Origin of the sequence: Dolichospermum sp. UHCC 0259, assembly GCF_009711935.1 — a bacterium.
GTDB lineage: Bacteria > Cyanobacteriota > Cyanobacteriia > Cyanobacteriales > Nostocaceae > Dolichospermum.
Map to the genome: position 1 here is coordinate 1 of NZ_VIKX01000095.1, position 21,454 is coordinate 21,454.

Genomic DNA, 21,454 nt, shown 5'->3' on the forward strand with positions numbered 1-21,454 from the left:
CTCCTATCCCTGTTACTTCCTAATTCCTTTTTAGTGGGGGAGTGTGAACAGTTACGTTTGATCTGTAAAAGGACTACCATAGGTATTAAAAAAACCAGCAGAAGCGAATTGATTAATAGGGGAAGCTCCATTGCCGGCTGCTAATTGTACTTTGAGGATATCTTTGCCAGTAAAAGAGGTATTTAATGTTAGCCATGTTAAACTACTTAAGGTGGTTTTACTATCACTAATGGTGTCAACTAATGGCTTTCCTGTTCCATCTCTTCCCCCTATAAACCGATTATCAAATGGGGTATTGGGTAAGGCTTCAAATTTAATATTATCCCCTGTAGATACTCCAGTTAGGTTAATCCAAGTTGTGCCACTAAGTTTTGTAGTTGTGGAAAATTGTTCGGCTTCTAAGGGGAGAATCCGATTTTCAATACTATCTAATCTTGTGCTTAATGCTGTTAATTCTGAGGAAAATTGAGTTTGCAATTGTTTGATTTTGCTTAAATCTTCTTCTGGAATTGCTTCTTCAGTGGCAATCAATTGGGTAATTTTTTCTAAACAAGTATTTAAACCTGCTGCAAATTCGTAACGAGTGATAGACCGATTTCCTAAATAAAAACCTTGAGAATTACCTTGAATACACTCATATTTTTCTACTAAACTTTTTAATGCTTCATAAGCCCAGTCTTTAGGCTCTACGTCACGTAGTTGTGACACGGAGTTACTTTGAGATATTTCTTGTTCTTCTGATGCTATAATAGGATCGGCATTGACTTGAATGGGATTGATTGTTGCGGCGATTACTGCAATAAGACTAATTTTGGGTAAATCTATTAACTTCATGAGGTTGAATGTTTTAAGTGGTTTAATTTGTCTCAGTATATCATTGAGCATGAATTATTAATAATTTTACACAATAAATTATACATATTTAGCAATATATTCGCCAACTGAAAAAAGTCTTAATTCATGGCAATTAGCTGGAATTATCAGGTTATAGCTCTGGAAAAGCTCGTAATTAAACGTAAGTAAAGTTACCGATACTTAATTTAAGTTTGTTACTTTTTGTATTATTTACCATATATACTGAGAAGAATTTTTAAGTACCTCGACAAAATTAATTAAGTAAATCGCGTCTACTTTGAAACAAGATTGTTTTTTTTAATTGGGTTTTATTCTCACATCCTATCCTCTGGCCAATACTGTAGGTTAAGCTCAAAAATAGAATTAAGTCGGTTGGGTTGTTCTCGTTAGCGTTGTGAAGCAATGGCAAGAAACCCAACTTTTATGGTCGGTGGCATCAACCGCTTAGTAATGCTTCTACAAATTCGTAACTAGAAAATGGACGTAAATCTTCGATGCCTTCACCAGCGCCTATAAAACGGATGGGTAAGCCTAATTGCTGGACAACAGCGATCGCTACTCCTCCTTTACCTGTTCCGTCTAATTTGGTTAAAACAACGCCGCTGAGTTGGGCTGCTTGGGAAAATACTTCGGCTTGTCGCAGTCCATTTTGTCCCAAGGTGGAATCGAGAACTAACAGGGATTCTACGCGGGCATTAGGGGCTTTTTTATCTATGATTTTACGAATTTTGCTGAGTTCGTCCATGAGGTTTTTCTTATTTTGCAGTCTCCCAGCGGTATCTATTAATAGTAGTTCGGTTTCTCTTGATTGGGCTGCGGCGATCGCATCAAATACCACTGCTGCTGGATCTGTGTTTTTACCAGGATTGGCGATAACTTCTACACCGCTTCTATTTCCCCAAACTTTGACCTGTTCCACTGCTGCCGCCCGGAAGGTATCCGCTGCCCCAATCAGGCATTTATAACCAGATTTTTGGGCTAGGTGAGAAATTTTACCAATGGTGGTAGTTTTTCCTGCACCATTGACTCCGGTAATTAACCAAATTGTGAGTTGATCTTTTTCCGGTGCAAAGCTGGGTTTATCTTGGTTTTGCAAGGGTGCATCTAGCATACCTCTGAGAATTTCTTTAAGATAAGCGATCGCTTGTTCCGGTGGAGTAACTTCCGCCAGGATTTTTTTCTGGAGCGCAGCAATAATATAATCTGTTGCCTCTACACCCACATCTGCCTGGAGAAGTAATGATTCAATTTCATTTACAGCCGCTTGATTCAGAGGTCCTTGACCAACAATTGCTTTTAATTGATTGAGAATATTTCGGCGGGTTTTATCTAAACCTTGGCGGAGTTTTTTCAACCAAGTAATTTCTTCTAGAGAAATATCTTCAGCTTTTCTCCCTTGGGCGGCTAAAACCTTGGCTGACCACTTAAACCCATCATCAAACACCAGTTCTGGAATCTCAACTTCTGTTTCTGTTGGGGTTGTCGGTGTTTCTGGAATCTCTGTTTCTATCGCACTAGCAATTAATTTCTCCTGTTTAGCTTCTCTTTCCGCCGCAGCCCGTTCTAAAAAAGATAAATTAGCTGTTTCTATTTCACTGACAACATCTTCAGTAATTTCTGCTATATTTGCATCTACTTCTATCGGTGCGGTTTCTTCTTCTACTTCAGTTTCTCCTATTTCTTCAGTAACAGGATTTTCTTCAACAGCTACAGGTGATTCTGGTTCTATTTGTTGTTTTTCTTGAATATTTTTATAAGCAGCTTTAGCAAAAGCCAACAAATCCGCCGTATCTGGTTCGGTTGTGTCTGTTTCAGTTGCTTCTACTACAGGTGCTTCCTCCTGATTTTGAGTTTCAGGAGTATCAGCAGATTCATTATTCGGACGACGAAACCAATTAAAAGCCATTGTAGTTTAATTAGAAAGGAGTCAGGAGTCAGGAGTCAGGAGTCAGGAGTTAGGAGTTAGGAGTCAGGAGTCAGGAGTCAGGAGTTAAGAAAGAAGAAGAAGAAAGAATAAGGAATAAGAAATAAAAGTCTTATCAATGACCAATGACCAATGACCAATAACCAATAACCAATTTAAACAGGTTGCTTTTGTTCGCTAACTCGGCGGAGAACACCATTAATAAAACGGTGTCCGTCTTCTCCACTGTAGCGTTTAGCTAGTTCCACAGCTTCATTAATGGCAATGCTGTCGGGGACTTTCATAAACTTTATTTCTGCGGTGGCTATTTGTAGGATATCTCTATCAATTTGGGCTAGACGGGTAACTTGCCAATCCACTAAAGCATTAGAAATAGATTCTTCAATAGCTTGATGATTTTCACTAACGTTAATAATAATAGCTTTAGCGTAATTACGAACTTCCTTATCTTGATTAGCTAACTGAATTAATTCAGGAAAATCAACGGATGTACCTAATTGATTTATAGCTATTTGGGTATAGGAAATTGCCTCTTTCAACATAGTTCTAGCTGTATTTAAGTCAGCGGCTCTCGTTTCGCTAGTTAATAAGCGATCATTGCTCCGTTGCAGTTCGCCTGCGGCATTATTCAATGTATCCTGTACCTCTAATGTGAGGGTACGGACTGCCCCTAAAACTAGCTTGGAGACTAATTGCTCGTCTGATAGGGTTTCCAGTTTCTTGGGGTTAATGGGTAATTGGCTAAGGCTTAACAGAGCCAATTCGCGGGCTATTTGTTGGGGTTTACGACGTTGCATAGAGTTGGGATGATGAAAAATATATGAGTTCTAGCACAGATGAATAATCAGCTTATCTATTTTTTGTTCACTTTACTAGGTTGGTATCGAGTTTAGTTTCTATTTCGGGAATTTCCTGCTGTTGTATTTCTAAAGATGATCCTGGTGACAGTGCGGAAAACTCTGATGATTGAATATTAGGGGCGACTATACCACCAGACACAACTATCTTAAAAGCATCTTCAACGGATATAGAAAGGTTAACTACATCTTCTTCTGGTACTACTGCATACCATCCTGTAGTTGGATTGGGGGTAGTGGGAATAAATAGACTAAGCACAGGACGGGGTATTTGATTTTGGATTTCGTTGCTAATTGCGCCGGTGACAAATGCGATCGCCCAAATGCCCGGACGAGGGTATTCTACTAAAACTACTCGGCGAAATTTACCATTAGAATCCTTTAGGAGAGTTTCTAATAGTTGCTTGAGAGTTTTATATACCTGTCCTGCTAAAGGAATCGCTTGTAATAACCGTTCACCAAAATCCAATAACCACCGCCCAGCAATATTCCTAGCCATTAAACCAATAGCCAGAATACTTAATAATGGTACGGCTAATCCTACTAGTAAATTAAGTATATTTACCAAGATGGGATTTAAGCCATCAAAGGGATTAAGTTGTTTAGGAACTTGGGTGAGAAAGTTAATTACCCAGGTAGCTATGGTAATTGTTAACCAGATTGTAGTTGCTAGGGGAATTACCACCAGCAAACCAGCAATCAGGTCATTTTTGAAGTCTTGTTTCCACCGTTCTATTCCCAAACCCCGATTCTCCTTATTTAGCTTCGTCAAACTGTTGTGATTATTTTCCATTTCAGCAAATTAGTCACATTGGGAATATCAAAAACTGATGACAACGGGCTTTTATCATGATGAGAAAATGCCCTTTGCCTTCTTCTCTCATGATAAAAGTCAAACTATCGCTACAAAAGTTCACAATTTTCCTAGTTCAATGTAAATATAGCCCTTAGTCCACCGTCATGGCGGCTGGTAAATCTTTTAGAGTGTTAATTATCTTCGTCGTACTTGTAAACGATTGTTGCAAGTCTGAGAGATATTTATCTATCCTACCGCGCTATATCGCCAAATGCTCACAATTTAGGTATGACTATTTGGAGTTAATGGGAATTAATTTTTGATCGCTTCTCTGACCAAAGTTGCCAATTTATCTGCACTATCAGGAACAGCGATCGCTTTGGCCTTCTCTCCCATTTTCCCTAATTCTGTCGGAGACTGCAACAAATTCAATACCTGAGTTGTAAATATTTCCTGAGTTAAATCCGACTGTTTAAAGGACAAAGCCGCACCAGCCTGAGTAAATACTGCCGCATTATAAGATTGATGATCTTCCGCCGCAAAGGGATAGGGAATCAAAATTGCTGGAGTACCACAAACTGCCAATTCTGTCAAGCTACCCGCGCCAGAACGACTAATAGCTAAATTAGCTCTTCGCAACAAAGCCGCCATATTATCATAAAAAGCCAGAGCGATATATTGAGGATGTTGAAGACTATGAATATCGGGATCATTATCCCCCGTTAAATGGACAATATAAGCACCAGCTTGAAACAAAGCGTCCGCAGACTGTCGGACTAATTTATTTACAGCTACAGCCCCCTGACTACCACCAAACACCACAATTAGAGGCACACCATCAGGAATAGGTAAATCTAAAGTGTTATTAACAGCATCATCTAAAAATTGAGAACGCACAGGAGTACCTACACAGACAGTTTTTGTCCCAGGTAAATATTGAGTAGTTACGTCAAATCCTATTGCCACTGCCTTACACCAAGGACCAAAAAAGCGGGTAACTTTGCCCGGTAAAGCATTGGATTCATGAAAAACCACAGGTAAACCCAAAGAACGCGCTGCAATCACCGCAGGACCGGCAATATAACCCCCTGTAGTGAAAACTCCTTGGAACTTTCCTTGTTGTAAAATCCGTCTAACTTGAAGAATCGAACTGATTAATTTCCACAAAGTGCGGACAGAACCAAGACTCAAACCTTGCTGAAACCCTTCAACAGCAACCGTATTTAAAGGATATATCTTGGGAACTAACTGAGTTTCTAGCCGATTTGGCACACCCAGCCATTCAATATTGTATTCTGGCAGTTTTTCAGCCAATGCGATCGCCGGAAACAAGTGTCCACCTGTCCCACTAGCTGCTATAAGTAATTTAATTGATGGATTTACCATTCCCGACTATACCATTTATCTCCCAGTTTCATTAAGATAAAACAAATTCCTTATCTTGTATCATCAAATCAGTAAAATCTTCCTTATGACTAAAATTATCCCCTTATTAATGAAACGTAACAAAACATTAAGCGTGAGTATTTCCCTAATTTCCAGTGTACTGGCAATTGGTTTATCTAGCACTTGGCAATTGGCACAAGCCGGTCAACCCGCAAATGCCCCCACTACACTCACTAACCTATTAACACAAATTGATAATGCTGCTAATCAAGGGAATGTGAACGGTGTCATGGAATTTTATAGCCCTACATTTACTCATGGTGATGGCTTAAACCGCAAAGCAATGGAACAAGCCTTAACAGGACTTTGGAAACGATATCCCAAATTACGTTACACAACCAAGTTAGAATCTTGGAAATCGGAAGGCAATACAATTATTGCGGATACTGTCACCACCATTAGCGGTTTACCAGCATCAGCTAATAATAATTTAACTCTGCAATCTACAATTAAATCGCGGCAAAAAGTCACAGGTGCAAAAATCGTTCATCAAGATATTTTATCAGAACGGACTCAACTCACCGCTGGTAGTAAACCACCCCAAGTAGAGATTAAATTACCACAACAGGTAAAAGTTGGGGAAAAATATAGTTTTGATGCCATTGTCCAAGAACCATTAGGTGAAGATTTTCTCTTGGGAACAGCCATAGAAGAACCCATTCAGGCAAATAAACTTCTCAACCCCACAATTGCAAATTTAGAGTTTCTCAATTCTGGTGGACTCTTCAAAATAGGACGCGCACCTTCTACTCCCGGACCTCAATGGGTTTCCGCTGTAATTCGCCGAGGTGAAGATATGACTATCATTACTCAACGGTTGCAGGTGGTTAAGAAGTAGTTATTGGTCAGTAGTCATTGGTCATTGGTCATTGGTCAAGAGTATACTAACAACGAACAACTGACAACTGACAACTCCATGCAAAACCAAATTGTTTTTATTACTGGTGCAAGTAGTGGTATTGGTGCTGCTTGTGCCAAGATTTTTGCTCATGCTGGTGCAAAACTAATTTTAGCTGCACGACGGTGGGAACGGTTACAGCAATTAGCTGATTCGTTAGATATTTCATCTGAGAAAATCCATTTATTGCAACTTGATGTGTGCGATCGCTTGGCGGTAGAATCAGCCATTGCTAACTTACCCTCATCTTGGAAAAATATTGATATTCTCATTAACAATGCCGGTTTAAGTCGCGGTTTAAGTAAATTACAGGAAGGCGACTTTCAAGACTGGGAAGAAATGATTGATACGAATATCAAAGGTTTGCTTTACCTCACCCGTTATATTGTCCCCGGAATGGTAGAACGGAATCATGGTCATGTCATCAATATCGGTTCTATTGCCGGACATCAAACCTATCCTGGGGGTAATGTCTATTGTGGAACAAAAGCCGCCGTTAAAGCCATTTCTGAAGGCTTAAAACAAGACCTTTTAGGAACTCCCGTGCGAGTGACATCTGTAGATCCTGGTATGGTAGAAACAGAATTTAGTCAAGTCCGTTTTCATGGTGATACAGAACGGGCGAAAAAGGTGTATGCAGGTGTTAAACCCCTAACTCCTGATGATGTAGCTGATGTGATCTTTTTCTGTGCCACTAGAGCCAGTCACGTTAATATTAACGAAGTCATACTTATGCCAGTTGACCAAGCCAGTGCTACCTTAGTAAATCGGCAGCTTTGAACTCAATCCTCATTCCCAGTCGGAGTCTGGATCTGTAAAAATCAAAATCCCACAGATTCTTCACTCCTGCCCTTTGCCTCTTGCCATAACGACAATTTTCAATGCGAACCTACTTAAGTAAATTAAAAAGAAATATGGTAATTTTTTGTATAATTACGAATTTAAAAACTTAAAAATTTAATTACTTCATATAAAGAATAATGTGTAGACAATCTATGGATAGTAGCAGGAATCATAGATTCAATCGGAATAGTAGTAAAACAAGATCCCCGATTTCTTTAAGAAGTCGGGAATCTGACTTTTGCAATGTTGACAAATCAAATATAAATTCTATGCTTCAGGGCTTAAATTTCCTCGTGCTTTTACCATTTTTCAGCCCAATAAACAATTTCTGAAGATGCAACATCAATTGCGACTCCATGACTATTACCATGATGCCATTTTGCACCAGGTTGGCTTTTATCTTCGGCTTTTAATACCAATATTTCATAGCTGTTAGGAAAGGTTTCTGTTTCGGAATCGCTAGTATAAAAGAAGGTTGTGGGTACTCCGTTGGGTTGGTTACTATGATTATTTGTGTTTCCACCCTGGTATTGATGCTGAGAGATTTTTTTGTATTGTTTCAGCAAGTTTTTAATTTTTGCTTGTGGTTCTTTGAGACGAATTTGTAAAGAACTACTGCCGGGAGTTATTCCGGGAGAATAAGCCATTTCTAAAACTTGAGATTCGGGAGGAATTTGTCTGGGAAAATGTTGTATTTGTTGAAGATCAGCCCATTTGTGATTACGAATTTCTTGATATTTTGATGTATCTGTAATTGGCTGTAGTTGTTTGGTTTTACTAGTAGCTTTATTAATCAGGAAACCGCCAATAACTAGACCAAAACTACCAAGGGACAGTAAAATTATTGTAGCGAGATTAACAAAAATAGATCGCTTCATTCGGTTGGGTTGCATCTAGCTGGTAGATTAATATCCCAACATTTAAAACAGTAGTCCTGATAGTTTTGAATCTAGCCTGAGTTAGATTGACAGAAAATTTTTGATTTGGTTAAATTGATGACAAATTTAAAAAGAACCAATGATCATTCCTGACAAAATTAGAAAACCAATCCAGACGTTTTGACGAAACATTTCCCCATAAGCAGGATGAGGTATTTCGGGCTGTTGTAAGCGGATAATTTGCCAAATCCAGCCGATGGTAGCGAGGATTAAACTGATCCAAAATACTATATCTAAGTGAACTAATACACCTACTCCAGCGAGGAGAATAACTGTCCCTATGAAGAAAATAGCGATCGCTGTTGGGGCATATTTACCAAAGAATAAGGCGCTAGAATTAATCCCAATGCGTTGATCATCTGTGCGATCGCTCATTGCATAGATCGTATCAAATCCTAATGTCCATAGTACCGTCGCCCCCCAAAGTAACCACGTCGGTGCTGTAATATTGGCTGTAACTGCACTCCAACTAATTAAAACCGCAAAACCCCAAGCTATGGAAAGCACCAATTGAGGAACAGGAAACACCCGTTTTGCGCCAGGATACAGGACAATCACCGGAACGGCGGCTACAGACAACCAGAAGCTTAAAGAGTTAAGATAAAAGGCCATAACTGCGGCACAGACAAGGGAGACTATCCCCACCACAATCCCGATTTTAACAGACAGGGCGCGAGATGCCAAAGGGCGATCGCGTGTTCTCTCAACTTGGGGATCAATATCTCTGTCCCATAAATCATTAACCACACAACCAGCCGCACTGGTGGCGATACTACCGCAAATAATTACTCCTACCAGGGGGATAGGCGGTTTACCCGCAGCGGCTAAAAATACAGCCCACAATGCGGGTATCATCAGAATTAACCTACCTTCCGGTTTATTCCACCTTAACAGCCGGATAATTACAAGCCATAATGGTTCTGGGTTGGTTTTTGCTGTCTCCAACATATTTGCTCATTTAACATATCTTTACATTTATAGAATATCCTTATTTGCTATTTCTCCTCCAGTCCCTATTCACAAGCACAAAAAATGGTAAATTCCGTCTCGGCTAATTGGGAGAACACACCCAGCCAATCAGTTCCAGAAAATCAGATGATTGCAGCCATTGATATTGGTACAAATTCTTTGCACATGGTGGTGGTAAAAATTGACGCGACTTTACCATCTTTTACCATTATTGCCAGAGAAAAGGAAACGGTGAGATTAGGCGATCGCAATTTAATTACTGGCGACTTAAAACCAGAAGTCATGAGTAGAGCGATCGCCTGTTTAGGCAGATTCAAAACCCTTGCTGAAAGCTTAGGAACAAATAGCATTGTGGCTGTAGCGACAAGTGCCGTCCGTGAATCTCCCAATGGACAAGAATTTCTTCATCAAATCGAAACCGAAGTTGGCTTAATCGTTGACTTGATTTCTGGACCAGAAGAAGCCCGTCGCATCTACTTAGGTGTCTTGTCGGGGATGGAATTTAACAACAAACCCCACATCATCATTGACATTGGTGGTGGTTCAACAGAATTGATTTTAGGAGACAGCGAAGAACCCCGTAGTCTCACCAGTACCAAAATCGGTGCAGTCCGACTAACTGGAGAATTAATCGCCTCAGATCCCATCAGCGAAACCGAATTTCAATACCTCCAGGCTTACGCTAGAGGAATGTTAGAACGTTCTGTAGAAGAAGTCCAAAGAAAACTCAAAATTGGTGATTTTCCCCAGTTAATCGGCACATCTGGGACAATAGAAACCATTGCCACCATCCATGCACGGGAAAAATTAGGTCTTATTCCCACCACCCTCAACGGCTATCAATTCAGTCTCCAAGACTTGCGAACCTGGGTAAATCGCCTTCGCAAAATGACCAATGTAGAACGGGCTACCATTCCGGGAATGCCAGAAAAGAGGTCAGAAGTGATACTTTCAGGAGCAGTAATTTTACAGGAAGCCATGACCTTGTTAGGAGTCGAATCCTTAACAGTATGTGAGCGTTCTCTTCGAGAAGGCGTAATTGTAGACTGGATGCTGACTCATGGCTTCATTGACAACAGACTACGGTTTCAAAGTTCCATTCGAGAACGCAGTGTATTAAAAACTGCCAAAAAATATCAAACTAACTTAGAACATAGCGATCGCGTTACCGCTTTTGCACTAGATATATTTGACCAAACCAAAGGACAACTACATTATTGGAATGCAGATCAACGCCAATTACTATGGGCTGCTGCCATTTTACACAATTGTGGTCACTATATCAGCCATTCTGCACACCACAAACATTCATACTACTTAATTAGAAATGGCGAATTACTCGGTTATAACGAAACCGAAATTGAAATCATCGCCAATATAGCCCGTTATCACCGCAAATCTCCACCCAAAAAAAAGCACGACAGCTATCGAAATCTACTCCACAAAGAACATCGGACAATGGTTAATCAACTCAGCGCCATCTTAAGATTAGCTGTAGCTTTAGACCGAAGACAAATAGGCGCTATTTCTCATGTTAAATGTGACTATATTCCCAACTTCAAAGAATTTAAAATGTCCATATTTCCATCTACCACTGATGATGAATGTTCCTTAGAAATGTGGAGTTTAGATTACAAAAAAGGAGTCTTTGAAGAAGAATTTGGTTTGAGATTCGTAGCAACATTAATGAATACAGGACATTTCATCTGAATTGGTAGCGCACAAATCTTTTAGCATTTATGTCTGTATCTGCAAATCCTAAAGTCTGTAGGGGCGCAGGGCCTGCGCCCTCAATTATATTTCACCAAGTGTGATTACCGCTATATGAGTTACTTGATTATTTCCTCCAAAATTTCTACAGCCTTTTTGACATTATTATGGTAGCTCAATATATTGTGATAGCTCATACCTATACTTTTACCATGAGCTATTTTGTGGCGATTTTCAACCACATTATCTATAGAGGTTTTTATTTGATCATTTATTTTATTAGTGAATTCATTTGCCCAATCTGAGCTAAATTCAAGCAATATTCTTTTAATTTTCTCTGTTTTACAGTTTGTTATATCATCTATCTTTTTTCCAACAAATTTTTGAATATTGGCTGAAGCTTTATTTTCACAATATTTTTCTAATAAAACTCTCAAAGATTCCTCAATGAATCCTGATACCAATATACATAAATATTTTGACCATTCACTTTTAATCTCTAGTTCTTCAAAAAGGGCAACTTTTTTAAATAGATTATCTATTTTCTGACGATGAGCTAATATAGATGGATTCATAAATGAGTGTTTCTATAAAGCTTTTGCACATACTCCAGTCTCGTCATCAGATTTTTTCTATTGGTTGTTGAAGGTTGGGAAAATGACCAAAAGTGCTTGTCATTAATCAGCAATTCATAAAACTTTTTAAATTTTGAACATTCCAAACCTTTGTCCAACTCTTGAGCAGTTAGCAGCATAACACTATCAAAGAGGATTTGGAATTTTTTCTTCTCATGAAAAACCTTAGAACCAATACAAGTTTTAAGAAAATCTATTGTTTTAATAAATATATTTTTCATCTCTTTTTCGGAGATTATATCTAAATCTTTATTTTTCAACATAAATTGATTGAGAAAATTTTTCATATTGCCCGAATAATTTTCTAAGTCGAAATGAAGAGCTAAAAATCTTAAAATATGCTCTTGTTCATTAGCCCTAATATCATCCTTCCCATAAAGCTCTCTCCATGTTTCGTTACTTGATAAATCTTGAAGCAACTCACTAAAAGAACCATGATAAATAGCATTGCGAATTTCCTGGGAATTTAAGGGAGTTCCAGTGGTATTAAGTCGTTCAAATAGATAAAATATACCCTGTAGATCATAACTTTCAGATATGATTATACAGTGGATTATTGCATTACCAAGCTCACGACGCTCGGATAGAGGTAATGTAGAATAAGTTAAGCCTTCTAGCTGTTGAACAACCTTTTTAAGCTTAAATACTTTCCCATTTGGAAAAGATTCTTGAAAGAAATATTGTAAAGTTTTCAGGCGTTGTTGTCCATCTATAACCAGATATTTTTTAGAAAATTTATCTTTAGCGAGAAAGAGTGAAGGACTAGGAAGACCTAATAACAAGGTTTCAATAAAGCGTGATGCTTCTTCTTCTTTCCAAACATAGTCTCTCTGAAACCCCGGAATAATAAATTCTTGTTCTTCCATTCGTTTTACTAATGTATCAACAGGAAAATCAGCACCGTAATACTCAACTTCTAGTCTTGGACTTTCTGTTTCTTGTATGTCGTAGTTCATAGGTTAGTTATACATTTATACTTACTATATTAGTGGAATGGTTGCACATCCTCTTAGATCGTAGCCCATCTGCCAGTTTATTTAAATTATATCTATCAGATTGCCATAAACCGCCTCCCTGGGTGAACTAACCTCACGGCTAATACCTATAAACAAAAATTATATATGTATAAATATCACAATACAAACTTATTGTTTCCACAGTTTCATAGCCCTAACCATACCTTGATATATTCACAGAAGTATTTATCAAAACAAAGTAAAAAAAATAACACTTAAAAATAGAAATTTCTTTTATAAAAAATCAGCCGAGCCATGCTAAAGTTTTAATCTTGTTATCCTCCTTAGCTGCTTCAGCTTATGTATCTGCCTTCTTTACATCCACAACACCTTGAAGAATTAGTCAAGAACAGTGGTATAAACTTAGACTTGATTCTTTTGAACTTTAAATCGCTTCAAGGCATCAACGTTTATGAATATTTGCTGATTTCTGACCAACTCCCTCGTACCAATACAGGGATGATTAGAAATGCTTGGTTACATCGTTATAATCATGTGATAGAGGGTGGTTGGTGGTGTTCTGGACTAGACCCCCTCAACAACTGGCATGGTATGGAATGGGGATGTTTTAAACCCGACCAACCGCGACAAAATCAAAAAGGTAAATCAATCAAATACGAACATCCTCCCAGCACACCCACACGCATATTTTGTTTACGCATACCTTTACAAATTTGGCAACAAGTTGGACAACGTTACAACTTAAATTTACCAGAAAATATCACCATTAATCATGATGGTGAAGCCGAAGGTTTTTGGGAATGGGTAATTAAAAATAAAATAGCTATTGTTATTTGTGAAGGTGTAAAAAAAGCCGCATCTCTTTTAAGTCAAGGATATGTTGCGATTGCGATTCCTGGGATTAATAGCGGTTATCGAGTCATTAAAGATGAATTTGGCAAAGTTACCCGGCGGCAATTAATACCTGATTTAGCCGCATTTACAAATACAAAACGCGATTTTTATATTTGTTTTGACTTTGAAACCCAAGCCAAAAAAATTGCCGCTGTCAATAATGCAATTTCCCAACTCGGTTATTTATTTCAACAACAAAACTGCCCTGTTAAAGTTGTCGAACTTCCGGGAAAAGAAAAAGGAGTTGATGAATTTATCATTGCTAAAGGTGCAACAGCCTTTGATAAAACTTATCGTCAAAGTCTAGATTTAGATATTTATATTGCCCAAACCAAAACCCATACAGAGTTAACAATTCCAGCAGCACTTACTATTAACCGTCCTTATTTGGGAAACATTGCCTTTCCTACCTCTGGTTTAGTGGGAGTCAAATCAGCAAAAGGTACAGGTAAAACCACAGCCCTACAAAGCATTGTTCAACAAGCAAAAAACAATAATCAACCAGTTTTATTAATTACCCATAGAATCATCTTAGGAAGATTTTTGTGCGATAAAATCGGCATTAAATGGGGTTTTGAGCATCAAGAATGGAGTATAGAAGCTGATGAAGTACCTGTTACTTATCCTTTAGCAATTACCCCATCTTTAGGATTATGTGTAGATTCAATTTGGAAATTAAAACCCGAAGATTGGCGCGGTGCAATATTAATTTTAGACGAAGTTGAACAATCTTTATGGCATTTACTCAATAGCAATACCTGTAAACAAAAACGAGTTAAAATTCTCCGCATTTTCCAACAACTAATTTCTACAGTTCTCACAACTGGAGGATTAATCATTGCCCAAGATGCCGATTTATCAGATGTATCTTTAGAATATTTACAGACTTTATCAGGAATTAAATTAACTCCTTGGGTAGTAGTGAATGAATGGAAACCGGAAAAAGGTTGGGATACAACTTTTTATGATTCACCCAATCCTACACCCCTAATTCATCAATTGGAATTAGACCTAATTGCTGGACGAAGATGCTATGTAACTACCGATAGTCGTTCTGGGCGTTACAGTTGTGAAACCATTGAACGTTATTTAAGAGAACGGTTACAAAAACTTAGAAGAGAATTTCCTGAAACCCTCGTAGTTAGCAGTCATACTACAAATACACCTGGCCATGCAGCCGTTGATTTAATAGCAGCAATAAATCAAAAAATCACTGATTATGATACTGTTTTTGTTACCCCTAGTTTGGGGACAGGAATTAGTATTGATGTCCAACATTTTGACCGAGTTTATGGTATTTTTCAAGGGGTAATTCCTGACTCAGAAGCCCGTCAAGCTTTAGCAAGAGTTAGAGATAATGTTCCCCGTGTGATTTGGTGCGCTAAACGTGGTATTGGCTTAATCGGGAGTGGTAGTACAAATTATCGGTTACTATCTCATTGGTATCAAGAAAATCAAAAAGAAAATTTGGCTTTATTAAGTCCTTTACATAAAATAGATGTAGATTTACCTTTAGTTTATGATCCAATTCATTTACGCACTTGGGCGAAATTATCTGCCAGGGTAAATGCCTCTATTCGTCTTTATCGGCAATCTATGCAAGATGGATTGATAGCTGATGGTCATTATATCCAAATGCGAAGTAATGAAGTACAAAACAACATTCTCCGTGATTTACGTTTAGCCTTTTTTGCCACTGAACCTAGTGATTTAGAAAATCGTAAACGGTTAATTGTCGAAATTGTGAAAGTGCAAAAAGATTGGGCGCAAAGTCGGCAAAAAGCTAAGGAAATTAAACGCAAAATCAAAGACATTAAGCAGCAGAATCAATTAGCAGCAGCCAATTCTGTAGCTACAGCTAAGGATATTGACTATCTAGAATATGAGCATCTATTAACTAAACATTCTCTCAGTAATGCCGAACGTCATCAAGTTAATAAATATATTCTCAGGCAAAGGTATGGAATTGTCGTCACTCCTCAACTTAAATTACAAGACGAAAAAGGATATTATGGACAATTGTTAATTCATTATTATCTAACTCATGAAAGTGAATATTTTCATATCAAAGATCAACAAGAATGGAGTCAGCAGCTATTGTGGGGTGAAGGTAAAGTTTTTCTGCCAGATTTAAGAACTTATACGTTGAAAGTGGAAGCTATGCGGGCTTTGGGAATAATGCAATTTTTGGAAATAGAAAGGGTATTCACTGAAAATGATGCTGACTTGATTTGGTTGAAAAATGTGGCTATACAAAGTAGTAGACATATTAAACGGGCTTTAGGAATTGATTTAGTTAGAGGTAAGGAATCTGTTGCGGGAATTAAGCTATTAAACAGACTTTTAAGTTTGTTGGGTTTGAAGTTGCAACAAGTCAATGATGGTTATCAAATTGATTTAGAAACTCTCAATGACGGTAGAGATAAAATATTTGCAGTTTGGCAACACCGTGATGATTTGATGTTAACTTCTTTACATAATATGGAACGAGAAATGGTGGATTTATCTAGGAAGTCTCAGTGTGAAACTGTGTTGATAAGTTGACCAAAAAAACAGATCCCCGACTTCTTTGAGAAGTGGGGGATCTATCTGTGGTAGAATCTAGTTTGTGCGCTTACAAGTTACAAAATGAATAAAAATATCAATTTTGATGTTGTTAATGCTTTGCACCAACAGGGTTTAGATCATTATCATAGTGGTAATTATGAAAAAGCAGTTGCTAATTTTGATGCAGTTTTAGAATTATACCCTGATTTCTCGATAGCTTATATTAATCGAGGTAATATTTTTCATATTTTAGGGAATTATGAAAAAGCGAGCGCTGATTATAAACAATGTATAAAAATAAATCCTAATTTTGCGGAAGCTTATCATAATCTTGGCAATAGTTATTATGCTTTGCAAGAATATGAAAATGCCCTTTCTAATTATAATTTTTCTCTACAAATTAATCCTAAATTTGGTGCAGCTTACTACAATCGCGGTTTAGTTTATGCTCGTATTCAAGATTATCACCAAGCAATTAAAGATTTTAATCAAGCATTAAAAATAGTCCCTGATGATATTCAAGCATACTCTGAACGAGGTTTAGTCTATAGCAACTTGGGAGATTATGAAAATGCTATTCAAGATTATAACCAAGCATTACAAATCAATCCCACATTAGCTTCATTATATGGGTTTCGAGCTAATGCACATCATCAATTAGGAAATTATGAAAGCGCTATTCAAGATTATAACCAAGCATTACAAATCAATCCTCGTTTAGCTACAGCGTATTATGGACGGGGCATGGTACGGGAAGCTATGCAAGACTTTGTTAATGCAGTTACGGATTATACTCAAGCTATAGAAATGTCTCCAGAATTTGCCCCAGCTTATTGTAAACGAGGTGATGCTCATAAGTTGTTAGGTAATATACAAACGGCTATTCAAGATTACAATCAAGCCCTGCTAATAGATACGGATTTTTTAGCTGCTTATTATCATCGAGGAAGTAGCCGTTATGTAGTTAAAGATTTTGCTGGTGCAGTTAGTGATTTTACTGAGGCTTTACGCTTGAATCCCCAGTCCGCTGTATTTTATAGCGATCGCGCCAATGCTCGTTATGCCCTGAAAGAATATCAAAAAGCCATATCAGATTATACTCAAGCCATCAGCATTAACCCCAGTTTAGCCGAAGATTGGTTTAATCGAGGTCGGAGTCGCTTTCTGGTCGGAGAATTAAATAGCGCATTAGCAGATTTAGACCAAGCGATACAATTACAGCCCCGTTATCCTTTAGCTTATTTAGTCAGAGCAGATATCCATAAACATTTGGGTAATCAGTTAGATGCGATCGCTGATTTTCGTAAATCTGCTGATCTCTATTCTCAGTCAGGAAACACGCGATATTACCAAGAGATTACCAATTTGATTACCAAAATGTCTCAGACTTGAATAGGGAACAGGTGACTGGGGACTGGGGACTGGGGACTGGGAAAAAATTTACTTCTCTCTTCCTCCTGAACTCCTGACTGGTCACTGAGCGAAGTCGAAGTGCTGACTCCTGACTCCTCAGTTAATTTCTCGATAGTGTTTTTGAAGATCCTCAATTGTGAATAAAGCCTCAAATTGCAACCCAGCCGACTCATATAGCTCCCCACCGCCCTGCAATCTATCTATGAGGGAGATTACCCTATCTACCGTATAACCAGCCGCCTGTAGCCTCTCCACAGCCTTGAGGGCAGATTGTCCAGTTGTTACCACATCTTCCAAAACCACGACTTTTGCCCCCTGGGGTAAACTGGGACCCTCAATGTAAGCCATTGTTCCGTGTCCCTTAGCTTCCTTGCGAATAATTAAAGCTGGTATCGGTCTATTTTCGTACACGGAAACTACACTTACTGCGGATACAATAGGATCAGCCCCCAAGGTTAAACCTGCCACAGCTTGAGTATCTTTAGGTAACATTGGTAATAATAATCTAGCCATAGCCAAAGCACCTTGGGGGTTAAGTGTGACTTGTTTACCATTAATATAGTAAGAACTCTGTTGTCCAGAGGAAAGAACAAAATCACCTTCTTGATACGCAAGCCTGCAAAATAAATCTAGTAACTTTTGACGGAGAGTGGTTAAATCAGTGGTAGTTGCCCAAATGTTTGGGTTGCTAGAAACTTCGGCGGAATAAGACATTACAAACAATTAAAAGTTGTGTTAAATCAAAATTGAAACTCAACAGAGTTATCTTCATTAAGCATAAATTAAGATTTACCAAAAACCTAGCGAGAATTAAATTAAATTAAATTAATTCTGTTCTCAGCTAGGAACATGGTTTTCTCTCTGAAAGTGTCAATCCCCCTCTTCACTAATGACTACCTTACCCCGAAAGACAAAGTAGTTGTAGATGTTGTAAAACAACATAATTGGAATCAAAAACCCAATGAACGTAATCATGAACACCATTGAAGTGGCAGAAGAGGCAGCTTGATAAATGGTAATAGATGGGGGAATAATGAAAGGAAAGGCAATAAACCCTAAACCAATAAATGTCAGCAGAAATATTAATGCCGTGTAAACAAATGAAGCAATTTCCTCTTTTTTATCTAAGCTTTTTAGTAGCAACCAAATCAACAGCATACCCAGCAAAGGAATCAGGGCAAAAATATAAACTTCTGGTTGATGAAATAGCCTAGCTCTAGCATTTTCATAAACAATTGGCGTAGTAATAGTAATTAAAATTGCGCCAATTAAAGTTGTCCAAGCTGCTAATTTGGCAGTTTTAAAATGAGTTTCCTGTAATTTCCCTTCAGTTTTCAAAATTAGATAAGTTGAACCAATCAATACATAACCTTGTACAAGTGTCAATGCCGTTAATAATGATTGCCAACTTAACCAATCCCATATTCCACCAATAAAATGCCCAGCCGCATCAACTTTGATTCCTGCTAATACACCACCCAAGGCAAATCCTTGAAATAAGGAAGCAATGAAACTGCCAATTCCAAAGGCAAAATTCCAGAAACTTTTATTATCAGAATGTTCCCGAAATTCAAAGGCAACAGCCCGCAGAATTAACCCTACAACCATCACCATCAAAGGTAAATAAAGGGCAGTGAGAATTGTCCCATAAGCCAAAGGAAAAGCCCCAAATAATGCCCCTGCCATTAAAACTAACCAAGTTTCGTTAGCATCCCAAACATTACCTAAACTGGTCATTAATAGGCTACGGCGTTTTTCATCAGAAGAAGTCAAAGAGAGGATACCAACACCTAAATCAAAGCCATCTAAAAGCACATACAGGAACAGAAAAAGCCCTAGAATTACAAACCAAACTTGTGGTAAAAAGCGCAATAAAGCTTCCATATAATTGTTCCTATTGTGGCGTTTCCAGAGGACGACTATCGGGAATGTGACTTACAGATTCAGTGACAATGACTGTTTTGATCTCACCTCCAGGTATTGGTAAAGTTAAATCTGGTCCTTTGCGAATAATGCGGCTACCAAAAAACATGGCTGAGACAAACAAAACGCTGTAAAGAAGGGCAATAACTGAGAGTGAAAATAATACTTCACTTGGTTCTAAATGAGAAGCCGCGTCAGTAGTCCGAATTTGACCGTATACCGTCCAAGGTTGTCTTCCTACACAGCGAACAATCCAGCCTGATTCAATTGCTAAATAACCCAAAGGTGCAGCTAAAATCCAAGCTCGTAACAACCATTTTTGCTGATTGATATTATTGGCATTGAGTTTACCTCTAAGCCATTGAAGGATACTCCACAGCATTAATCCGACTAAGAAAAAGCCGATTCCTGCCATAATGCGGAAGGAATAAAAAATTAAAGGAATCATTGGTGGACGGTTTTCTGGTTTCCATTCTTTGAGTCCCAAAACAGGCTCAGAAAGTTTAGGTTTGAGTTCTAAAATGTAACTTAAACCATTAGGAATAGAAATTTCCCAATCATTTTTTTCCGCTTTGCCATTAGGAGATGCTAATAGATTCCATTTAGCAGATTCACCAGCAGGTACTGTTTCCCATTGGGCTTCTATTGCTGCTAATTTAGTTGGTTGATAGTGATAAACTTGATCACCACTAGCATGACCAATTAATACTTGTACAGGAGCGACAAAAATAGATATTGCTAAAACTATTTTAAATGATTTGCTAAAAAATTCTTGATGGCGATTATTGAGAATATACCAAGCACTAATTCCCCCAATGACAAATAAAGAAGTCTCCAACGTTGCCAAGAACATATGGAGAACACTATTCACCATGAAGGGATTTAAAATTGCTTGAAAATAGTCATCAACAATAAACTTACCATTCACCATTTCTCCACCACTAGGAGTCTGAAACCATGAATTAGCAACTAAAATCCAGAATGTGGAAAGATTCGCGCCAAAAGCCACGAGAATAGTCGCTAAATAGTGAATTACGGGAGGAACTCGCTCCCAACCAAACATCATAATTCCTAAAAAAGAAGCCTCTAACATAAATGCCATTGAGCCTTCAAAACCAAGAATACTACCTAGGAAATCTCCCACCGCTTCTGATAACGGGGCCCAGTTAGTCCCAAACTGAAAACCCATTGGTAAACCTGATGCAACACCAATTCCAAAGTTTAGTAAATACAGTTTTGACCAAAAACGCGCGTGATGATAATAAGTAGGATTTTTGGTTTTTAACCAGAGTCCTTCTACCACAATTAAGTAGATAGACATACCTGTAGTCAGAACAGGCCAAATCATGTGAAAAATCGCTGTAAATGCAAATTGCAACCGTGATAACGCTACGGTATTAGATAGAATTTCCATACTCTTTGAGGGAGTTCCGCAAAAGGGCTAAATACCTATTTAGGATATACAGTAATATTTGCTTACATGGTATTACTTCCAAAAGTTTTAAGCTTTGCAAGGTTTGACAATAGGTCGTTTGATACTTTTTCCATTTTTGCGTAATTATATTCGCCCAAAACTTTTCAAAAATCCTCTTAAACACTACCAATAATTATTACATAAAGTTGACTTCCCCCTTACGTCGTGCGATCGCTGCGGGATTTTGATTTTTACAGCAATTTTCGGCATTGCATAATAGTGGTATAAGTTTTGTTTCGGTGTTACCAAAACTTTGGCTCAAACGAACAATACCGAAATATTATCAACAACATATTGAATATGTTTGACATTCTGTCAGGGGAAAGCGCGATGCTAAACCCCTACTACTGCTTCT

The 21,454-nt window shown here is 38.1% G+C and carries 17 protein-coding genes; 5 read left to right on the forward strand and 12 right to left on the reverse strand.

All coding sequences use genetic code 11. From position 1 onward, the window contains the following. Positions 1–51 precede the first annotated feature (51 nt). From FJR05_RS07120 to murG, 5 genes are all read right to left on the reverse strand, one after another. The gene (locus tag FJR05_RS07120; RefSeq protein ID WP_168643474.1) at positions 52–885 is read right to left on the reverse strand and encodes an iron uptake porin; all 834 of its coding nucleotides are present in this window, start codon (positions 883–885) and stop codon (positions 52–54) included. A gap of 406 nt (positions 886–1,291) precedes the next feature. Further along, entirely contained in the window at positions 1,292–2,761 is a 1,470-nt protein-coding gene (gene ftsY / locus FJR05_RS07125) for a signal recognition particle-docking protein FtsY (protein WP_168643475.1), read from the reverse strand. A gap of 173 nt (positions 2,762–2,934) precedes the next feature. Then, a complete protein-coding gene (gene nusB / locus FJR05_RS07130; protein ID WP_168643476.1) occupies positions 2,935–3,576 on the reverse strand; it encodes a transcription antitermination factor NusB in 642 nt (213 codons plus the stop codon). A gap of 67 nt (positions 3,577–3,643) precedes the next feature. Beyond that, on the reverse strand, positions 3,644–4,429 hold the full coding sequence (locus FJR05_RS07135; RefSeq protein ID WP_168643477.1) for a DUF502 domain-containing protein: 786 nt from the start codon (positions 4,427–4,429) through the stop codon (positions 3,644–3,646). 315 nt (positions 4,430–4,744) lie between these two features. Next, positions 4,745–5,818 (reverse strand): undecaprenyldiphospho-muramoylpentapeptide beta-N-acetylglucosaminyltransferase, encoded by a 1,074-nt coding sequence (murG, locus tag FJR05_RS07140; RefSeq protein WP_168643478.1) that lies wholly within the window; start codon positions 5,816–5,818, stop codon positions 4,745–4,747. Between the two features lie 85 nt (positions 5,819–5,903). On the opposite strand from murG, the gene FJR05_RS07145 reads away from it, so the two are divergent. Further along, positions 5,904–6,716: a nuclear transport factor 2 family protein gene (locus FJR05_RS07145; protein ID WP_168643479.1), complete on the forward strand. Its 813-nt coding sequence runs from the start codon at positions 5,904–5,906 to the stop codon at positions 6,714–6,716. A gap of 78 nt (positions 6,717–6,794) precedes the next feature. Next, positions 6,795–7,556 carry an SDR family oxidoreductase gene (locus FJR05_RS07150; protein WP_168643480.1) on the forward strand — a complete coding sequence of 254 codons (762 nt, stop codon included), beginning with the start codon at positions 6,795–6,797 and terminating at the stop codon, positions 7,554–7,556. A gap of 362 nt (positions 7,557–7,918) precedes the next feature. Here the strand turns inward: FJR05_RS07150 and FJR05_RS07155 are convergent, their stop codons facing one another. Together FJR05_RS07155 and FJR05_RS07160 are read right to left on the reverse strand one after the other, a co-directional pair. Continuing rightward, positions 7,919–8,497, reverse strand: a complete 579-nt coding sequence (locus FJR05_RS07155) for a hypothetical protein (RefSeq protein WP_168643481.1) — start codon at positions 8,495–8,497, stop codon at positions 7,919–7,921. Between the two features lie 126 nt (positions 8,498–8,623). Further along, positions 8,624–9,505 (reverse strand): 4-hydroxybenzoate solanesyltransferase, encoded by an 882-nt coding sequence (locus FJR05_RS07160; RefSeq protein WP_168643482.1) that lies wholly within the window; start codon positions 9,503–9,505, stop codon positions 8,624–8,626. An 84-nt stretch (positions 9,506–9,589) separates the two neighbouring features. Between FJR05_RS07160 and FJR05_RS07165 the strand changes: the two genes are divergently transcribed. Further along, on the forward strand, positions 9,590–11,236 hold the full coding sequence (locus FJR05_RS07165; protein WP_168643483.1) for a Ppx/GppA phosphatase family protein: 1,647 nt from the start codon (positions 9,590–9,592) through the stop codon (positions 11,234–11,236). 119 nt (positions 11,237–11,355) lie between these two features. Here the strand turns inward: FJR05_RS07165 and FJR05_RS07170 are convergent, their stop codons facing one another. Together FJR05_RS07170 and FJR05_RS07175 are read right to left on the reverse strand one after the other, a co-directional pair. Then, on the reverse strand, positions 11,356–11,811 hold the full coding sequence (locus FJR05_RS07170) for a HEPN domain-containing protein (protein WP_168643484.1): 456 nt from the start codon (positions 11,809–11,811) through the stop codon (positions 11,356–11,358). Beyond that, positions 11,808–12,827 carry a DUF262 domain-containing protein gene (locus tag FJR05_RS07175; RefSeq protein WP_168643485.1) on the reverse strand — a complete coding sequence of 340 codons (1,020 nt, stop codon included), beginning with the start codon at positions 12,825–12,827 and terminating at the stop codon, positions 11,808–11,810. Before FJR05_RS07175 ends, FJR05_RS07170 begins: the two co-directional genes overlap by 4 nt. A gap of 360 nt (positions 12,828–13,187) precedes the next feature. Between FJR05_RS07175 and FJR05_RS07180 the strand changes: the two genes are divergently transcribed. Further along, positions 13,188–16,286 carry a plasmid replication protein, CyRepA1 family gene (locus tag FJR05_RS07180; protein WP_168643486.1) on the forward strand — a complete coding sequence of 1,033 codons (3,099 nt, stop codon included), beginning with the start codon at positions 13,188–13,190 and terminating at the stop codon, positions 16,284–16,286. A gap of 84 nt (positions 16,287–16,370) precedes the next feature. Then, on the forward strand, positions 16,371–17,681 hold the full coding sequence (locus tag FJR05_RS07185; RefSeq protein ID WP_168643487.1) for a tetratricopeptide repeat protein: 1,311 nt from the start codon (positions 16,371–16,373) through the stop codon (positions 17,679–17,681). 117 nt (positions 17,682–17,798) lie between these two features. Here FJR05_RS07185 and pyrE read toward each other — a convergent pair whose 3' ends face one another. The 3 genes from pyrE to FJR05_RS07200 form a co-directional block, all read right to left on the reverse strand. Further along, positions 17,799–18,416 (reverse strand): orotate phosphoribosyltransferase, encoded by a 618-nt coding sequence (pyrE, locus tag FJR05_RS07190; protein ID WP_168643488.1) that lies wholly within the window; start codon positions 18,414–18,416, stop codon positions 17,799–17,801. 156 nt (positions 18,417–18,572) lie between these two features. Continuing rightward, positions 18,573–19,586: a cytochrome d ubiquinol oxidase subunit II gene (gene cydB / locus FJR05_RS07195; RefSeq protein ID WP_168643489.1), complete on the reverse strand. Its 1,014-nt coding sequence runs from the start codon at positions 19,584–19,586 to the stop codon at positions 18,573–18,575. 10 nt (positions 19,587–19,596) lie between these two features. Then, positions 19,597–21,039, reverse strand: coding sequence for a cytochrome ubiquinol oxidase subunit I (locus FJR05_RS07200; RefSeq protein WP_168643490.1), 1,443 nt, complete (start codon positions 21,037–21,039; stop codon positions 19,597–19,599). Positions 21,040–21,454: the final 415 nt, after the last annotated feature.

Excerpts from the sequence above, each read along its gene's own strand:
- FJR05_RS07120 (WP_168643474.1), bottom strand. The coding sequence starts at position 885 with ATGCTCAATGATATACTGAGACAAATTAAACCACTTAAAACATTCAAC.
- ftsY (WP_168643475.1), bottom strand. The coding sequence starts at position 2,761 with ATGGCTTTTAATTGGTTTCGTCGTCCGAATAATGAATCTGCTGATACT.
- nusB (WP_168643476.1), bottom strand. The coding sequence starts at position 3,576 with ATGCAACGTCGTAAACCCCAACAAATAGCCCGCGAATTGGCTCTGTTA.
- FJR05_RS07135 (WP_168643477.1), bottom strand. The coding sequence starts at position 4,429 with ATGGAAAATAATCACAACAGTTTGACGAAGCTAAATAAGGAGAATCGG.
- murG (WP_168643478.1), bottom strand. The coding sequence starts at position 5,818 with ATGGTAAATCCATCAATTAAATTACTTATAGCAGCTAGTGGGACAGGT.
- FJR05_RS07145 (WP_168643479.1), top strand. The coding sequence starts at position 5,904 with ATGACTAAAATTATCCCCTTATTAATGAAACGTAACAAAACATTAAGC.
- FJR05_RS07150 (WP_168643480.1), top strand. The coding sequence starts at position 6,795 with ATGCAAAACCAAATTGTTTTTATTACTGGTGCAAGTAGTGGTATTGGT.
- FJR05_RS07155 (WP_168643481.1), bottom strand. The coding sequence starts at position 8,497 with ATGAAGCGATCTATTTTTGTTAATCTCGCTACAATAATTTTACTGTCC.
- FJR05_RS07160 (WP_168643482.1), bottom strand. The coding sequence starts at position 9,505 with ATGTTGGAGACAGCAAAAACCAACCCAGAACCATTATGGCTTGTAATT.
- FJR05_RS07165 (WP_168643483.1), top strand. The coding sequence starts at position 9,590 with ATGGTAAATTCCGTCTCGGCTAATTGGGAGAACACACCCAGCCAATCA.
- FJR05_RS07170 (WP_168643484.1), bottom strand. The coding sequence starts at position 11,811 with ATGAATCCATCTATATTAGCTCATCGTCAGAAAATAGATAATCTATTT.
- FJR05_RS07175 (WP_168643485.1), bottom strand. The coding sequence starts at position 12,827 with ATGAACTACGACATACAAGAAACAGAAAGTCCAAGACTAGAAGTTGAG.
- FJR05_RS07180 (WP_168643486.1), top strand. The coding sequence starts at position 13,188 with ATGTATCTGCCTTCTTTACATCCACAACACCTTGAAGAATTAGTCAAG.
- FJR05_RS07185 (WP_168643487.1), top strand. The coding sequence starts at position 16,371 with ATGAATAAAAATATCAATTTTGATGTTGTTAATGCTTTGCACCAACAG.
- pyrE (WP_168643488.1), bottom strand. The coding sequence starts at position 18,416 with ATGTCTTATTCCGCCGAAGTTTCTAGCAACCCAAACATTTGGGCAACT.
- cydB (WP_168643489.1), bottom strand. The coding sequence starts at position 19,586 with ATGGAAGCTTTATTGCGCTTTTTACCACAAGTTTGGTTTGTAATTCTA.
- FJR05_RS07200 (WP_168643490.1), bottom strand. The coding sequence starts at position 21,039 with ATGGAAATTCTATCTAATACCGTAGCGTTATCACGGTTGCAATTTGCA.